This window comes from Chania multitudinisentens RB-25, assembly GCF_000520015.2.
GTDB classification, from domain to species: Bacteria; Pseudomonadota; Gammaproteobacteria; order Enterobacterales; family Enterobacteriaceae; genus Chania; species Chania multitudinisentens.
Genome location: NZ_CP007044.2, coordinates 3364669 through 3380782, shown reverse-complemented (window position 1 = coordinate 3380782; position 16114 = coordinate 3364669). Strand labels below are relative to the sequence as shown.

Annotated in this window: 15 protein-coding genes; 8 read left to right on the top strand and 7 right to left on the bottom strand. The window is 54.0% G+C overall.

The features are described 5' to 3' along the window. Position 1: 1 nt before the first annotated feature. From Z042_RS14720 to Z042_RS14690, 7 genes are all read right to left on the bottom strand, one after another. A complete protein-coding gene (locus tag Z042_RS14720) occupies positions 2-2584 on the bottom strand; it encodes a fimbria/pilus outer membrane usher protein (RefSeq protein WP_024910925.1) in 2583 nt (860 codons plus the stop codon). Positions 2585-2691: 107 nt separating this feature from the next. Next, a complete protein-coding gene (locus Z042_RS14715) occupies positions 2692-3459 on the bottom strand; it encodes a fimbrial biogenesis chaperone (RefSeq protein ID WP_024910926.1) in 768 nt (255 codons plus the stop codon). After that, on the bottom strand, positions 3456-4169 hold the full coding sequence (locus Z042_RS14710) for a fimbrial biogenesis chaperone (protein WP_037405834.1): 714 nt from the start codon (positions 4167-4169) through the stop codon (positions 3456-3458). The genes Z042_RS14715 and Z042_RS14710 overlap by 4 nt, the downstream gene beginning before the upstream one ends. Positions 4170-4178: 9 nt before the next feature. After that, on the bottom strand, positions 4179-4736 hold the full coding sequence (locus tag Z042_RS14705; RefSeq protein WP_024910928.1) for a fimbrial protein: 558 nt from the start codon (positions 4734-4736) through the stop codon (positions 4179-4181). Next, positions 4711-5427 carry a fimbrial biogenesis chaperone gene (locus Z042_RS14700; protein WP_024910929.1) on the bottom strand — a complete coding sequence of 239 codons (717 nt, stop codon included), beginning with the start codon at positions 5425-5427 and terminating at the stop codon, positions 4711-4713. The genes Z042_RS14705 and Z042_RS14700 overlap by 26 nt, the downstream gene beginning before the upstream one ends. A 117-nt stretch (positions 5428-5544) precedes the next feature. Continuing rightward, the gene (locus Z042_RS14695; protein ID WP_024910930.1) at positions 5545-6096 is read right to left on the bottom strand and encodes a fimbrial protein; all 552 of its coding nucleotides are present in this window, start codon (positions 6094-6096) and stop codon (positions 5545-5547) included. Between the two features lie 686 nt (positions 6097-6782). After that, positions 6783-7793, bottom strand: a complete 1011-nt coding sequence (locus Z042_RS14690; protein WP_037405837.1) for a GntR family transcriptional regulator — start codon at positions 7791-7793, stop codon at positions 6783-6785. A gap of 427 nt (positions 7794-8220) precedes the next feature. Between Z042_RS14690 and Z042_RS14685 the strand changes: the two genes are divergently transcribed. The 8 genes from Z042_RS14685 (at position 8221) to Z042_RS14650 (ending at position 16111) form a co-directional block, all read left to right on the top strand. Next, positions 8221-9597, top strand: a complete 1377-nt coding sequence (locus Z042_RS14685) for an amidase (protein ID WP_024910932.1) — start codon at positions 8221-8223, stop codon at positions 9595-9597. 101 nt (positions 9598-9698) lie between these two features. Continuing rightward, positions 9699-10580 (top strand): polysaccharide deacetylase family protein, encoded by an 882-nt coding sequence (locus Z042_RS14680; RefSeq protein WP_024910933.1) that lies wholly within the window; start codon positions 9699-9701, stop codon positions 10578-10580. A gap of 35 nt (positions 10581-10615) precedes the next feature. Further along, complete coding sequence (locus Z042_RS14675; RefSeq protein ID WP_024910934.1) at positions 10616-11956, top strand: MFS transporter; 1341 nt, start codon at positions 10616-10618, stop codon at positions 11954-11956. A gap of 47 nt (positions 11957-12003) precedes the next feature. Then, on the top strand, positions 12004-12780 hold the full coding sequence (locus Z042_RS14670) for an SDR family NAD(P)-dependent oxidoreductase (protein WP_154666971.1): 777 nt from the start codon (positions 12004-12006) through the stop codon (positions 12778-12780). Positions 12781-12800: 20 nt separating this feature from the next. Continuing rightward, on the top strand, positions 12801-13547 hold the full coding sequence (locus Z042_RS14665) for an SDR family NAD(P)-dependent oxidoreductase (protein WP_024910936.1): 747 nt from the start codon (positions 12801-12803) through the stop codon (positions 13545-13547). Between the two features lie 16 nt (positions 13548-13563). Next, on the top strand, positions 13564-13872 hold the full coding sequence (locus Z042_RS14660; RefSeq protein WP_024910937.1) for a hypothetical protein: 309 nt from the start codon (positions 13564-13566) through the stop codon (positions 13870-13872). Further along, positions 13869-14921, top strand: a complete 1053-nt coding sequence (locus tag Z042_RS14655; protein ID WP_024910938.1) for a CobW family GTP-binding protein — start codon at positions 13869-13871, stop codon at positions 14919-14921. The genes Z042_RS14660 and Z042_RS14655 overlap by 4 nt, the downstream gene beginning before the upstream one ends. Further along, the gene (locus Z042_RS14650) at positions 14918-16111 is read left to right on the top strand and encodes an ABC transporter substrate-binding protein (protein WP_024910939.1); all 1194 of its coding nucleotides are present in this window, start codon (positions 14918-14920) and stop codon (positions 16109-16111) included. The genes Z042_RS14655 and Z042_RS14650 overlap by 4 nt, the downstream gene beginning before the upstream one ends. Positions 16112-16114: the final 3 nt, after the last annotated feature.

Sequence of the window (16114 nt, the reverse complement as noted above, 5' to 3'; positions counted from 1 at the left end):
GTTATGCCCCTTCACAACGTGCATCCAATACACGTATTGGTGTGTTTGCAGCCGGTTTTGCCACACCGTTAAGAGTGAACAACACTCTGCACTGCTGCCCCTGGTTGCGCCCCCAGCTCACCTGCAATGCACCAGATTCAGGTAAACCACTCAGGTATACCTGCCCGGCATCCCCCACAATCGAGGTATTCGGCTCGCTGCCTGTTGCCTGTTCCAGCATCACCAGCGCTCCAAACGGTATCGGAATATCCCCTTGTTTTAACGTCATTAATACCTGATAGCCCACCCGCGTAGCAAAGTTCACCAGCACTACTGCTCCTTTCGTCGGGTATACGTTTAAGCTGGACTGAGTCAAATCAACATTATCCGGCAAGGTTGAAGGATTTAGGCTGATGCGGTTGTTCTGATAGCTCGATAGATACGGCACAATGGCATAACCACGGCTGTCCGTTTGAATATTGCCGTTCATCACACTGACGCCACCGGCCTCAGGGGCGCGAACCAAAGCCACAGAACTGCCCAGCATCTGGCTGAACGTCACACCCTGCGGGTGTACCACCACCGCCCCACTTCCGCTCATATTCAACGAACGATTCTGGCTACCGTAACTGTAACCAACGTTCGCCATTCCCTTGCTACCCCGATAACCGATATTCAACATGCTGTTATTACTGTCTCTTTTCGACCACCCCTGCACCACGCTGTAAGACAGCCGCTCATCTAACGCTGTTCCATTGAGCCCCATCTGCTGCTGTTGCTGACCATTGTTGTTACACAGCATCTGATAACTGACATAACTGCGATTCAACGCAGGCGAGGCGCTGAATAAACTCAAAGGCACCTGCATATTCAAAGAGAGTTGGCGATTCTCCGGCCAACTGCCGTCCCCTTTAATGCGATCAACACTGTACGCCACCCCATAACTCACCCCACGATAGCTGCCGTTGTAACCCGCAGATACCGAGTTCATTACCCGTTTATTACCCCAAAAATCATTACGGGACGCCGAAAAATACAGTGCTCCCCAGTTGCCCAACTGCTGATTGAGCCGTATCTGCAAATTAGAGCGTTGGCGCTCCAACGCCCAAGGAACCTGCCCGTCACTCAGCCGGAAGCCCAGATTATTGAAGTCGGCAAAGCTGTAATAATGGCGCGTCGAATAGCGGTAGGCCGCCAGATCTACCGAAGTCCCTGTTTCCAGCAGGCTCTTGGCATATCGCATCCGATAAGACGTTCCCTGCCGTTGTTCATCCTGCCCGTAGAGCGTGGCTGTTGAATGCGTGATATCCGCAGAAAGCGCCCCCAGATAACCGAGAGAAACCCCGCTTCCCGCCACCATAGACAGGTAATCTTTAGCAACCAGCCCACCGCCATACAGCGTCACCCCGTGCGGTAAGCCATAAATGGCCGTACCCAGCAAGAAATTGGCCTCCTGTGAGTTAACCGTTATCCCACCGTTATAGCGGCCAGCTGTCACTTCATATTTGAGGCTACCAGGACGCCGCATCACGGGCAGCGCAGAGAAAGCCACCGATTGAGTCCGAACTGTGCCGTCTGACTCGGTGATGGTTACGGTCAGATCGCCGCCTTGCCCGGTCTGAAAAAGATCGGTAATACGAAATGGCCCCGGTGCCACATAAGTCTGATACACCACGTTCCCATTCTGCTTTACCGCCACTCGCGCATTGCTTTGCGCAATCCCGGTAATCTCGGGGGCAAAACCGCGCAGACTGATGGGCAACATATCGTCACTGGAATTGAGCTTCACTCCGCGGAAAGGGATGCTGTCAAACACATCGTTATCCGTGCTGCTTTCGCCCATCAGGAGCTCTGAACGCCAAGGCCGGATATCCCGTTGCAGAAAGGTGTTGGTAAACTGCATTCCTTGGCTAATCGTTGACGGACCATCCTCTCTATCGCTGGTGTTACGGGTATAAATCATGTCGCTGCGCAACCGCCAGGCCTGCCAGTTAACACCGCTGCGCACGTTGGCAAACAGGTTGGTTTGTGAACTTTTTGCCATCCCGTACTGCGCATCCAGCCAGTTACGCCCCCCACTCAGCGTATAATTGAGAAGCAGTGCGGGTACGCCGTCGTCCCACAGCGCCGGGTCAATCGCCCCTTGAATATTCGGCTGCATCGCCACCTGCGGAATCGTGATATCCAGGCGAAGCCGGGCTAAATCAAACTGAACCGCAGAATCAGGAATAAGGGTTGTCAGATGTTCCACTGGCATATCTTCTGGTAGATCAGCAAAGGCTGGCAGCGCCTTGGTATTCACCCCCTGCTGGTAAAGAAAAGCGGGGGTAAGTTGGGGGGCAACCTTTCCATCACTCGCGTCTTTGAACAGCAGCGTATGCTGCCCACTGTCAATATCATTGACAAACAGATTCACCAAATAGGTTCCGGCGGGGATGCTGCCTTGCTTCGCAAAGGTACTCAGATCGGCAGTAGCCGGTAATCCGCCGGTCAGCGACAGCAACCCAGGGTCAAAATAATCACCTCCCCAACTGGGAACCCCTACCAGCAAGGCAGCACCGGCCATGGTAGGCAGTAGCCCGGAATCAGTTCGTGGTTTACTCATCGTGATTCTCCTCAACCTAGGCTGTATCCCTTGATTGACCGTGTTGCCGTCGCAGCCCCGGTGAATGGGGCCATGTGAACGTACTGCCGCCTAATACCCGAGCAAAACTACGGAAGTTGTTGTTCTGGCGGTGTATCCCAGCCATCTTCATCAATCAGTTGCCAGATCACCGTTCCCACAGCCTGCTTCGGCAAGCGATAGCTCTGCTGCCCCTTCGGAGGAACCATCAGACGCAGTTGTGCTTTGGGCAGCACAACGTCCCCTACCCTTAGGCGAGAGAACGTGAGCCAGTATGGGGTAGGATTTGCGGCAACCAACCGGTCACCTTCCCGCCGAAAGCGCAGTTGGTTGGCAACATCAGCCACCGCACGTTTAGCCAACCCTTCGGGCCGATAGAACACTTTCATACTGCTGACTATCGTAAGCATCATCTGCCCGGTTTTTTCCTGGGGTGCGGGTTGCTGGCTGGCCGGGATCGCTTTCATTGAGATAAAAAATACCGACTCACGATCGCCAGGCAATGGTTCACCGTTATGCCGAATACGCAACGTCAGTTGCCCCTTGGCCTCCAAACGTGCCAGCGGCGGCGTCACAATAAAGGGCATTTTGCGCGTGCCGGTATCTACCAAATCGACATTGCCTGTCAGTGGATCAACGGGCCGAATCCAGGACTGCACCAGATAGGGTTCCGCAGCGTTGTTATAAGCCGTTAGAATGACGCCTTTTCTGGCGCTGGCCGGGTAAATCACCCGCAATACATAAAATGAAATCCCTTTGGGCTGCGCGGGGCCGGATTGCGCACCCGCCATATTGAAATGGAGCATTGCCAGGCAGAGCGTCAAGGCAACCCCACATTGATGCAATAATCTGTTCATGGCTTTTCCTGTATGGGCGAGACAATTTGCTGGCATAGCGCCGACAGGTCACCATAATCAGTCAGGGTTTGCCATTCTGCACGCGTGGCACGCCCACCCAGCGAATAAATCTGTTCACTCAGCGGGGCCAGCATTGAAGGGGAAATATGCAGGTTGACGCTCGTGTTGTTCACCACCAGCCGCCCCAGAGTCTGGTAGTATGGCGTTGGGTTTTTTATACGCACCCCGTCAGGATGAGCCAGCATTTGCAAACGGCAGGCAGCAGGAGCGACATTCAACCCCGCAGGGCGATAGAACATCTTCAGCACAAAACGCAGCCCCATTGAGACTTGAACAGCCGCCTTTTCTTTGCCAGCCAGCGTAGGAATAGCCAATACTTCCAGGTAAAACAGAGACTCGCGATCGGAGGGAAATTCCCCCCCTTGTGACACAATACGCAGCAGTTGCTGGCTTTCAGCGTGGAGAGCAAACAACGGGGGTATCACAATAAACGGCGTCCCCCCACTCTTACCAGAGGCAGGTAAAACCTTGCTTTGGATCAGGTAGGTCTGACCATCGGTATTTTTCACCTTCACGGTCTGCGCTTTATCAGCCGCCGAAAAAATCACCCGGGTTTGCCCCAGGCTGATCCCCCCATTGGCTGCTGCCCCGTTCTGTTCAGAAAACAGCAGGCAAACCCAGACTACCGGCACCCTCAATATCCAGCGCATGTTGGCCTCTCAGCGATAGGCCAGGTTGAACAGGATGCGTGCGGTTAATTTCCCTGGTTGTAGATCTGCACAGGATGCTCCGCAGGTGATACCTGCATAAAACGTCACATCCTGATCGCGCGGATTGATTCCTTTTCCTGCCAGCGGGATATCGTCACCGACTTTGACTTCAGTATCGCTATACACTGGCGGCATTGCTGCGTTGACCAACATCACGCCAACGCCCTGAGCCTTGGAGTCACTGGAGCGGAACAGCCATTTACCACTCCGGGTTACCCCCTCGCCGCTGACATGCACCATCGGAGTCAGGTTGGCATCGGTTCCCCTGCAATTTTGCACGATCAGACTAAACGGCTGTATCAGTTGTAATGAACTGGGTTGAAGCTGCGCCCCAGCAATAGAACCCAACGCTAACTGATGGTTATTCAGGCTGAATGTGCAGGTGCCGGGGTTAATGGTGGCAGAAAAATTGAAAACCACGCCTTCCGCCTTGACCTCAGAATAATGAAAACCCCCTAGCGCCACGATTAGCCAGACAACATTATGGCAGCACATAGCTAAACGCATTGATGCCCCCTTCGTCGTTGATGGTTTGCCACTCAACCGTTCCCCGGGTGGCAGTGGTCTGGTAGGTGTGTTCGCTAAACGGAGCGAGCATTAAAGCGCCTGGAGTATCCAATTTGAACGCTTTCCCGGCTACACGAAGAGTGGCAAAGCTGACAAAATATGGCGATGGGTTACTGACTTCCAGCCCTCCCTGCACCAAAGAAAATTGCAATCCCTCTTGCGCAGCAAGTGAAGATGACGGTAAACCGCTGGGTCGGTAAAACAGTTTGATGATGTTGCTCACACCAAATTGGACAGTGCCGTATATCCCAAAATTCCGCTCACCCACCACAGGTGCTGTACTGGCCGGGATAGCACTGGCATGGAAATAAAATACCGACTCCCGGTCACTGGGCGCATTGATGCCCTGTGCAACAATACGGATCTGATTAACACCACCGGGTTCCATGCGAAACAAAGGTGGCCTCACATAAAATGGAGCAGGTTGATTTTTGTCTTTCAGGTGACTGACTGATGCCTGCACCAGGAAGGGTTGTTTGGTCGTCGTATTACGCACCGACACCATAATACTGCTCTCACCCTGAGGGTAAATCAGACGGGTCGCATTGATGCCAAACCCTTCCGCTCGTGCCACGGTAGAGCACATCAACAATGGTGAAATAAGGGATAATGACAAGAGCAAACGCTGCATATGGCAACTCCTGCGGACGGAAAAACAGGCCAGAAGATGGGCACAAAATGTGCCTTAATCTCCATTCCCCTACAGCACCAAGCCAACCTGAACGAACGACTCACCCACTAACAGCACTCAGTTGTAAGTAAAACTGAACAGGATCGGCGCGTTAACAGCACCAAAATTGATACCCGAGGTCGTCGTCGCGGCCAACCCCGCCTGCAAGCTCAGGGTTTTACCGTTGAAATCTTCCGTTGAGGGCGTTCCCCCTGCCGTGGCCACAGAGAGAACATCACCATTTTTCAGGTAGTCGGTGGGGGTAGAAACCTGGCTTAACATCACGCCGGTGTTGGTATTGTTGCTGTTAAACAGCGTTGGGTTCCCCGCCAGGGTTTGGCCTGTTATGGTCAATTGGGCGATATCATTGGCAGCCAGCGGAGTTTGACAATTGCTGATACCGACGATGAACTGCTTCTTGCTGGCAGAAATGGGGTTTGCGACCCCGGAAAAATCACTGGGCGTATAGTTACCCAGATCCAGATTACTGGTTGAAAGGCTGACATCACACGCCGCGGCCACCACGCTAGCGGTGATAATCATCTGTGCGTTAGAGGCCGCTTGAACACTGCTCGTCACCATTAACAGTAACAGGGCAGCCGGAGTCAAATTTAAAAGAGGCTTACACATGTTATTTCCTCATCGAGATGATAATAAAACTTCCGCGTATTTCGGAAAAGTGTGGCATGACTTCGCCACCGCCTAGTGAATAACTTAAACCTGGCATTTAAGTTAAATCAGACAGAATTAAGTCAAATTATATTAAAAAATAAAAAGCCATAAAACACAGAGAGCATGAATACCAGAATGACGGTAAAAGTCAGATGACTTACCCCGTTAAAAATTTATTTTTTGTTCTTTAAATACTATCACACCCTTTAATAAAAAAGGCACTCTTTTTTATTTTATATTTATGATCTTTGTCAAAAAGCCATTATGCATCAATAAAAACAGAAAATAAAAAACCACAAATGGAATACCCTCAGCATCACCTCTTTTGCAATCTGAAACAGAATAAAAACGTTCCTCATCAGAAACCACAAAGCTATTTTATTATTTAGAGATCAAGATCTTTTCGCCATAACAGGAAAAAACCAGGGCAACTAAAGTCTAATTAAATAAAATTCAGATGATTCTTTTTATATCTTTAATCAACCCGATTTATTCAGCGAAAAACACATGTTATTTAACCTAACCTGATTAGTATTATCTTTCCTGTCTTTATTTAACAGTATTGAATAGGTATTTAACCGCAATTAATATTACGTTCTATTTGGCATGAACCATAAATTCATGGTACTTAACCTAAATATCTATTAACTCAGCCGCAGCAAATAGGGTGGAAGTTCCGGTTCAGGCAGCACCGAAATCACCTTCAACCGCTGAAGTGTACGGGCTTGAGCACGGTTGAGGTGATCCCGCAAGCCCAACGCCGCTGAGTCATAAGCCCCTTGCAGCAGCATCTGCAACACCATCCGGTGCTCATTCAGCATCACTGCATCCACTTTCACTCCCAGCATATCGTAAAAAATCCGCGTAACGATCAGCGGCGATTGGCTTTGGCGCAGCACTGCCAGCATAGCTTTATTACCCGATGGTTCTAAGCAGTGGATATGCAGATCTTCTTCCACCCTTTCCAAAGCTGCCAGTGAAAAATCCCCTTGCTCCAGCTGCGCCAGCCGATCCAGATTATCCAACAACAGCTGGCGCGGCAGGTAAGGTGCCGCTTTGCACAGGGCTATGGGTTCCAGGCTGGCGCGAATTTCATAATGATCGGTGATCTCGCGTGCGGTAAGCGGCCCAACCAACCATTGCGCATAGGATTCTTTTTCTACCAGACCGCGATCGCGCAGCCGCATCAACGATTCACGAATAATACTGCGGCTCACGCTATAAAACTCTGCTGCCGCGCTTTCATTCACCTGATAATGGCCGAACACCATGCAGGTAGAGAGCGTTTCCTGTAGATAACCGAGTACCTTTTCCCCTGCGCTGCGGGTATCCACCAGTTCATCACGCTGGCACAGCCCCAACACGGAACGATTGAGCGGTAAACGCTGGGGTTCCACATTCTGCCCTTCGGCGGCGACGATAAAACCGCGGCCTTCAAAACGTGCAATCACCCCTTTTTCATGCAGCAATCCCAACGCCTTGCGAACCGGCACCCGGCTAGTGCCAAAGACTTCCGCCAATGGCCCTTCCAAGAGCACCAAACCCGCAGGGACTGCACCCGCCTGAATCGCCTCATCCAATACCTGGCGGATCATTTCATAACGCGCACCCGCACGCATTTCGCCGCTGTTTTTCTCTGCTATCGTTTTTTCCATTCGCGCGTAACTCTGCAACCATTTTCAGTTGAATGACGGCTATTATGGCACATTCTCGTTGCTAAGTTGATGTGTCCTCTGCTCACACCATACGTTTTGCCTCGTAAACTACCATCATATATCCATCTGTTCTTTAAGGCTAAAATCACATTTTTACCCTGCACCCTGTTCTTTCCTGCATGAGATGAGCAGCTATCAACCACTCATTAATGAATAATTTTAGTAAACATTCATTTTAAAGTGTCCTACCCACCCATTTTCTGCATGCAGATCGCACAGAGGCGACGTCAAATTTCATTTATTTAACATTTAAACATCATTTAGATCACAAAATAGTACAAAAAATAACTAAATCGGCTGACAGCTGGCAGCGGCCTTGTTAATTTAAAATGTATGTTTTATTAAAAAATACATTTTTGAGGCAGGCATGGATGAGAAACGGTTAGCGCATTCTGGCAATACCCACGATGCCAGCTATTTTGCCGCACAATTCCGCCAGGGAATCGTGACCCCAAGCGATTTGCTTGAACAGGCCTTGGCTCTGGCAAAAACCCTGCCCGAGGTGTTTATCAGTCTGCTGCCTGAACGCGCTCGGCGTGAAGCTGCTGATGCCACGCTGCGCTGGCAACGTGGTGCTCCCTTAAGCCCACTGGATGGCATTCCTATCGCTTGGAAAGATCTGTTTGATCTGGCTGGTTCACTGACAACCGCCGGTTCCCCTACCCGCCTCGCTTCCCCGCAGGCCAGTGCAGATGCAGCCATTGTTTCCCGGTTACAGGCGGCGGGCCTGGTCAGCTTGGGTAAAACCAATCTCAGCGAGTTTGCCTATTCCGGGCTGGGCCTTAATCCCTATTTCGGCACTCCGGCCATTTACGATCGTCACGGTATAGCGCACGTTCCAGGCGGTTCTTCCAGCGGTGCCGGCTGTGCAGTGAAGTTGGGTGTCGTACCTATCGCCATGGGAACCGATACTGCGGGCTCCGTTCGCATCCCGGCCGCATTCACTGGCCTGATCGGCTATCGCAGCAGTCGCCAGCGTTATAGCCGCCACGGAGTATTTCCACTGGCGCAAAGCCTGGACACTCTCGGCCCGATCTGCCGCAGCGTGCGTGATGCACTAGCTCTGGATCGCTTGCTGGCCGATGCCCCCGCCAAACAACCCACGATCCCACCGCACGAACTGGTATTACGGGTTGATAGTGAAATCCTCAACGATCAATCCGTTGAACCCTGCGTGCGGCAAAACCTGCTGGAGATGCTGGATAAACTCACTGTGGGTGGAGTGCAGATCGATCTGCGCCCGGTGGCCACGCTGCACCAGAGCTTACGCTGGATAGCCCAAGAAGGATGGCCGGGGGCTGTTGAAGCGCTGGCGCTGCATCGCCCGCTGCTTGAAGGCTCGCAGGCTGCACACCTGGACCCCCGTGTCCATGCCCGCCTGATTGCGGCCGGCGCATTGCCTGCCGATCTGCCGCAACGTTTTCTACAACAGCGCGCCCATTGGCAACGGCAAATACGGGCCGAGTTAAACGGCGCTTTGCTGGTCACGCCGACCGTCGCCCATGTCGCCCCTGCATTAGCCCCACTGGAAAACGATGCCGATCTGTTCGCCCGTATCAATCTGGCAACGTTGCGCCTAACCATGCCAGGCAGCTTATTGGATATGCCCGGCATCGCCATGCCAACCGGCCAGGATCAACATGGATTAGCCACCAGCCTGTTGTTGTCGTTACCCACGGGTGATGACCAACGCCTGCTGAACATGGCTCTCAGCATAGAACAACACATAACTCGACAAGATTAAGGTGCCGCCCCGCAGTGCTGAAGGGAGACAACCTGATAACGCCGAAGGCCACCAGGCTGCCGGTTTACCTGCGATAACTCGCAACCCCAGGAGAAAATATCATGGCTAAAGAAATACTCTGTGCGTTTGGCGTAGATGTGGATGCCGTTGCTGGCTGGCTAGGATCTTATGGCGGTGAAGACTCACCCGATGATATTTCACGCGGTCTGTTTGCCGGTGAAGTTGGCGCGCCACGGCTGTTGAAACTGTTTGCCGACCATAACCTGCGCACCACCTGGTTCATTCCAGGCCACTCTATCGAAACTTTTCCTGAGCAAATGAAGGCCGTGGCCGCCGCCGGGCACGAAATCGGGGTACACGGCTATAGCCATGAAAACCCGATCGCCATGACCCCCGCGCAAGAAGAAGCCATTTTAGATCGCTGCATCGATTTGGTGACACAGCTCGCGGGTAAACGCCCTACCGGTTATGTCGCCCCCTGGTGGGAATTCAGCAACGTCACCAATGAGCTTCTGCTGAAAAAAGGCATCAAATACGATCACAGCCTGATGCACAACGACTTCCACCCTTACTATGTGCGCGTCGGCGACAGTTGGACCCGCATTGACTACAGCCAGCATCCCGACACCTGGATGAAACCGCTGCAACGCGGCGAAGAAACCAATCTGGTGGAGATCCCGGCTAACTGGTATCTGGACGATCTGCCCCCGATGATGTTCATCAAGAAATCCCCTAACAGCCACGGTTTTGTCAACCCTCGCCACCTGGAAGAGATGTGGCGCGATCAGTTCGACTGGGTGTACCGCGAAAACGACTACGCGGTCTTTACCATCACCATCCACCCCGACGTAGCAGGTCGCCCACAGGTGTTGCTGATGCTGGAGCGGTTAATCAAGCATATCCAGAGCCATCAAGGTGTCCGCTTCATGACCTTTGATGAAATTGCCGACGACTACCTGCGCCGCGCGCCGCGTAAAGTCTGAACCCGACCTTCCCTCTTGTATAAGTGACAGCAAACATGAGCATCTATCAAAAAACAACGGTCGATGGCTGGCAGCCGCAGCAGTTAAGCATTAAAGATGTCAAATTCGCTACCTGGATTGCGTTCTTCGCCTGGGTATTCGCAGTGTATGACTTTATTCTGTTCGGCACTCTGCTGCCGGAAATTGGTCGCCATTTCAACTGGAATGAGGTTGAACAAGCCAAGCTGGCAACCTGGGTCGCCGTTGGCGGGGCGATTGTGGCTCTGGCCGTCGGCCCATTGGTTGACAGGCTTGGCCGCCGCTTGGGCATCGTTATTACGGTTTCCGGTGCAGCGCTCTGCTCGCTGTTAACTGCGGTAGGAGGAGCCTGGGGCAAAGGTGCCTTAATCGGCATCCGTTCTGTAGCAGGGTTAGGTTACGCCGAGCAAACGGTGAATGCGACTTACCTCACTGAGATGTATGCCGCCGTTAACGATCCCAAACTGAACCGGCGTAAAGGTTTTATCTATAGTCTGGTTCAGGGCGGTTGGCCGGTTGGGGCTCTGGTTGCCTCGGCGCTGACTGCGCTATTGATGCCGATTATCGGCTGGCAGGGCAGCTTCATCTTTGCCGCACTGCCTTCGTTTCTCATCGCCCTGCTGGCGCTGAAACTAAAAGAAACCCCACAGTTTCAAATCCACCAGCACATTCACCGCCTGCGTCACGCCAACCAGCCAGAAAAAGCGCGCCAGGTCGCCGAAGATTATCATATTGACTACCAGCAACATCAGAACGCCGGGCTGGCAGCCACGTTTCGCGGTACTTCGTTACGCGCCACGCTGGTGCTGAGCTGTGCCGTACTGATTAACTGGTTTGCCATTCAGATCTTCAGCGTCCTTGGTACTACGGTGCTCACCAAGGTACACAACATTTCTTTTGCCAACTCATTGTTAATTCTGGTGTTGTGCAACCTCGTTGGCTACTGCGGCTATCTGGTTCACGGCTGGTTGGGGGATCGTTTCGGGCGGCGGAATACCATCGCCGTGGGGTGGATACTGGGCGGCCTGTCCTTTGCCGCTATGCTCTACTGCCCAAGCGAGTTCGCCGTTATCGTCCTGCTGTACAGCATTGGCCTGTTTTTCCTGATTGGGCCCTATGCCGCCGCCCTGTTTTTTATCAGTGAAAGCTTCCCAACCGCGATCCGTGCCACCGCTGGGGCATTGATCGGTGCCATGGGGCCGGTCGGCGCCATCATTGCCGGTATTGGCACCACCACCATCCTCAGCACTGGCGGCAACTGGCAGAGTGCCGCCCTGTTCTTTGGCGCAATCCCGTGCTTTGCCTCCGGCATCATTATGCTGTTTGCCCGCCACGTGGCGCCCCACAGCGTGAAATAACCTGCACAGGGGTAGCAATACCCTGTGCTGATAACAAGGAATTCACCATGATTGAACATACAACATCACGCCCGGTTGCGCTGATAAGCGGAGCCGCCAGCGGCATCGGCCTGGCTCTGGCACTGGAGTTTGCCCGTTGCGGCATACGCGTTGCCGCCGGGTATTTATCCCGAGACGTACATGATTATCGGCCAGCCGCCGCACAGCTCGAAGCCAGCGGCGGCGAAGCGCTGTGGCTGGATCTGGATGTCACTTCAACGCTTTCCGTTAATGCCTTCGCGCAACGGGCAGCAGAACATTTTGGCCGTATTGATTATGCCGTGGCCAATGCCGGTTTGCTGCGCCGCTCCCCGATTGGCGAGATGAGCGATGAGCAATGGCATGAAATGCTTGACGTCGATTTAAGCGGTGTGATGCGGCTATTCCGCGCGGCTTCTCACCAGATGCAGGGTACAGGCAGTATGGTCGCTATTTCATCCATTGCGGGGGGCGTCTACGGTTGGCAGGACCACGCCCATTACGCCGCCGCCAAGGCTGGTGTGCCGGGTATCTGCCGTTCAATGGCCGTTGAGCTGGCCCCACGCGGCATTCGCTGCAATGCGGTTATCCCTGGCCTGATTGAAACCCCACAATCGCTGGATAAACACAATTCACTGGGCCCGGAAGGATTGGCAAAAGCCGCCCGCAGCATTCCACTGGGCCGCGTCGGGCGGCCGGAAGAAGTGGCTCGCCTGATCCGTTTTCTGTGCAGCGATGATGCCTCTTACATCACCGGGCAGAGTCTGATTATCGATGGTGGTCTGACCGTTCGCTGGCCAGACTAAACCGACACTGGGAGCCAAAAATGCTACTGCAACATCGTCGAACACTGATCACCGGGGCGGCCAGCGGCATTGGTGCCGCCATTGCCCGCCGGTTTGCCGCAGAAGGCAGCGCACTGGTACTCAGCGATCGCCATGAATCCGGGTTGGCAACTATTGTCAGCCACTGCCGCACATTGGGAGCAGACTGTTATGGCGTGGTCGCGGACGTTGGCGATCCCGTTGGGGCACAACGTGGCGTGGATGAATGTGTGCGCCTGTTGGGCGGTATCGACATTCTGGTGAACAACGCCGGTATGCTGACACAGGCGCGCTGCACCGAACTGACGCTGGCAATGTGGGATGAAATGATGGCGGTCGATCTGCGCAGCGTTTTTATCGCCGCACAGCGCGCTTTGCCTTATATGCTGCAACAACGCTGGGGGCGCATCATTAATATTGCGTCACAGCTGGGGATTAAAGGCGGTGCCGAACTCAGCCACTACGCAGCGGCTAAAGCGGGCGTGCTTGGCTTTACCAAATCGTTGGCGCTGGAGGTCGCCAGCCAGAACGTGCTGGTGAATGCCATTGCCCCTGGGCCGATAGAAACCCCGCTGGTTGCCGGGATCAGCAGTGCCTGGAAGGCTGCTAAAGCCGCTGAACTGCCGCTGGGCCGCTTCGGCTACGCCGACGAAATTGCCCCCACGGCGTTGTTGTTAGCCAGCGATCCTGGCGGCAATCTGTACGTAGGGCAAACGCTGGGGCCCAACTCCGGCGATGTTATGCCCTGATCTGAGGAGCCCCATCATGTGCGGACTGTGTGGATTACTAAATGATGCGCCGCAGTGGAGCGATCCACTGCAACAGCAGGCTTTGCCAGCGCGCCAACGGCGGTTACAGCAACTCGCCGTGCTGAACCGTGCATTAGCGCCGTTCCGGCTAAGGTTAAGCGATGTGCATGGCAGCGCCTGGTTACTGTCAAGCCCGACCGGTCAACAGCAGATTATCAACCGCCTGGAGCAACTTTGGGTTGAGGCAGAACGCTTGCTGAAACAGCCTATCGATCCCCTCGACAGTCACTATCTTGCTGCATTGGCACCTTTGGAGGCGCGATGACTCAGGAAAATAAACTGCCAGTACATGTTCTGAGCGGTTTCCTCGGCAGTGGCAAAACCACGCTGTTAAAGCGTTTGCTGGCCGGGCCAGATTGGCACGATGTGGCGCTGCTGGTTAATGAGTTCGGTGAAGTGGGGATCGATCATCTACTGCTGAACGAGGTGGCTCCCGATATTGTGCTGCTGCCGGGGGGGTGCCTGTGCTGTGCTATTCGCGGTGAGCTAAAGCAGGCGTTGCTGGATTTGTATGAGCGCCGCCAACGCGGCCAGCTTCCCCCTTTCAGCAAAATCATTCTTGAAACCACCGGGCTGGCAGACCCTGCGCCTATTCTGGCTACGCTGCTGCACGATCGGCAACTCCAGTACCATTTCTCGCAGGGGATGCTGGTCACGCTGGTTGACAGCGAACATGGTTGGCAGCAGGCGGAACAGCAACCGGAATGGCTGGCGCAGGTCACCGCCGCTGACTGGTTGCTGTTGAGTAAAACTGACCGCGTTTCACCGGCCGCTTTGCCTGCGCTGCGGGCGTATCTGCAACAGTTGAATCCATTGGCGCAAATCGCTTGCAGCACTGAGCTGGCAGATGGCGATCTCAGCCTGTTCGAAACGCCGTTCAATCCACAGGCTCCGCAGCGTTTTCGGCGCTGGTTGGGCAAAGTCGCGGGGCCGCTGAAAGCACAGGCTCCCCTGTCAGACGCCAGCGCCGAGCATCCGGCCACCACCACCTGTGTGATCACCTTTGAACAGCAGATTAACTGGTCGGCTTTCGCCGTTTGGTTATCGATGCTGCTACATTGCCATGGTCAATCTATACTGCGGATAAAAGGGTTGCTCAATGTGGCTGAAAGCGCTACCCCCGTGGTGATCCACGGCGTGCAGCACAGCCTGCATCCGCCCATTCATCTCTCGGCTTGGCCAGAAACGCGGCGGCAATCACAGTTAGTGTTTATCATGCGCGGTATTAGCTCTGCATGCCTGCACAATGCCTTTACGCATTTTCTGCAACCTTACACTACAGAAACCGATGCTATCGGAGCCAGCACGCTATGAAACCAACCACCGCCGCTGTAAACCCCATCACTTTGCGCGTATTGGGTACTTCTGTCACCCTGCTGGAGATCCTGCGCCAGCGCGCCGAGCAAGATCTTGGGTTCCAGATCGAATACCAGATCTGCGATGTGCGGGATGCGCAGCGCATTGCGGTGATGCACCCGGAACGTTATGACCTGTATGACCAGTGGTTTCACAATGTAGATTTCGTCTGGCCAGCTCGGGCTATTCAACCGCTTGATATTCATCGGTTGAATTATTGGGATGAGATTAACGATCTGCCCAAGCTGGGAACGCTGTTTCCCGGTGGCAGGCTGGGCGATGGCAGCGTACCGGTACAACGCCTGTATGTACAACACGATCACAGCTTGGGCAGCCAGCCGACCGAGCACATCAGTATGCTACCGTTAACGCACAACGCCGACAGTTTCGCCTATCATACCGCTCGTTTACCTCAGATTCTGCGCGACGAGGAAGAAAGCTGGGGCTGGTTGCTGCACCCCGCCTTTAGCGGCCAGGTGGCACTTCAGGATGATGCAGCCATGGGCGGCCTGGATGCGGCGCTGGCCGCCCAAGGGGCTGGGCTGGCGCGTTTTGCCAACGTGGGGAATCTTAATCTGGAAGAGATCGACAACTTGACCAATGTGCTCTCGGCTTTGCACCGCCAGGGGCATTTTGCGGCTTTCTGGGCCAGCCAGGATGAAGCTTATCGGCTGATCGATGATCCTGGCGTTAGCATTCAAAGCCTGTGGGCCCCCACCTATTTCCGCCATCACTATCAGCAGCAGGGTTATAAACTGGCCACCCCGCGTGAAGGCTACCGGGCCTGGTATGGTGGGTTGTCTTTATCACGCTGCACAAGCGGCAGAACGCTTGATGCCGCCTATGCCTACCTTAACTGGTGGCAGTCTGGCTGGCCGGGCGCCATGATGGCCAGGCAAGGCTACTACATTTCCAACCCCCAGCGCAGCCGCCCTTACCTGTCGTCTGCCGAATGGGATTATTGGTACGCGGGCAAAGCCGCCAGCGAAAACTTACCGGATGCTTATGGCAACCTGCTGATCCCGCAGGGTGAAATCCGTGACGGTGGCAGCTATGAGCAACGGATGAGTCATGTTGCGGTCTGGAATTCGGTGATGGATGAGCATAATTATCTGGTGCGCCGCTGGCACGATTTCCTGCGGGCCTGATAC

Excerpts from the sequence above, each read along its gene's own strand:
- Z042_RS14720 (WP_024910925.1), bottom strand. The coding sequence starts at position 2,584 with ATGAGTAAACCACGAACTGATTCCGGGCTACTGCCTACCATGGCCGGT.
- Z042_RS14715 (WP_024910926.1), bottom strand. The coding sequence starts at position 3,459 with ATGAACAGATTATTGCATCAATGTGGGGTTGCCTTGACGCTCTGCCTG.
- Z042_RS14710 (WP_037405834.1), bottom strand. The coding sequence starts at position 4,169 with ATGCGCTGGATATTGAGGGTGCCGGTAGTCTGGGTTTGCCTGCTGTTT.
- Z042_RS14705 (WP_024910928.1), bottom strand. The coding sequence starts at position 4,736 with ATGCGTTTAGCTATGTGCTGCCATAATGTTGTCTGGCTAATCGTGGCG.
- Z042_RS14700 (WP_024910929.1), bottom strand. The coding sequence starts at position 5,427 with ATGCAGCGTTTGCTCTTGTCATTATCCCTTATTTCACCATTGTTGATG.
- Z042_RS14695 (WP_024910930.1), bottom strand. The coding sequence starts at position 6,096 with ATGTGTAAGCCTCTTTTAAATTTGACTCCGGCTGCCCTGTTACTGTTA.
- Z042_RS14690 (WP_037405837.1), bottom strand. The coding sequence starts at position 7,793 with ATGGAAAAAACGATAGCAGAGAAAAACAGCGGCGAAATGCGTGCGGGT.
- Z042_RS14685 (WP_024910932.1), top strand. The coding sequence starts at position 8,221 with ATGGATGAGAAACGGTTAGCGCATTCTGGCAATACCCACGATGCCAGC.
- Z042_RS14680 (WP_024910933.1), top strand. The coding sequence starts at position 9,699 with ATGGCTAAAGAAATACTCTGTGCGTTTGGCGTAGATGTGGATGCCGTT.
- Z042_RS14675 (WP_024910934.1), top strand. The coding sequence starts at position 10,616 with ATGAGCATCTATCAAAAAACAACGGTCGATGGCTGGCAGCCGCAGCAG.
- Z042_RS14670 (WP_154666971.1), top strand. The coding sequence starts at position 12,004 with ATGATTGAACATACAACATCACGCCCGGTTGCGCTGATAAGCGGAGCC.
- Z042_RS14665 (WP_024910936.1), top strand. The coding sequence starts at position 12,801 with ATGCTACTGCAACATCGTCGAACACTGATCACCGGGGCGGCCAGCGGC.
- Z042_RS14660 (WP_024910937.1), top strand. The coding sequence starts at position 13,564 with ATGTGCGGACTGTGTGGATTACTAAATGATGCGCCGCAGTGGAGCGAT.
- Z042_RS14655 (WP_024910938.1), top strand. The coding sequence starts at position 13,869 with ATGACTCAGGAAAATAAACTGCCAGTACATGTTCTGAGCGGTTTCCTC.
- Z042_RS14650 (WP_024910939.1), top strand. The coding sequence starts at position 14,918 with ATGAAACCAACCACCGCCGCTGTAAACCCCATCACTTTGCGCGTATTG.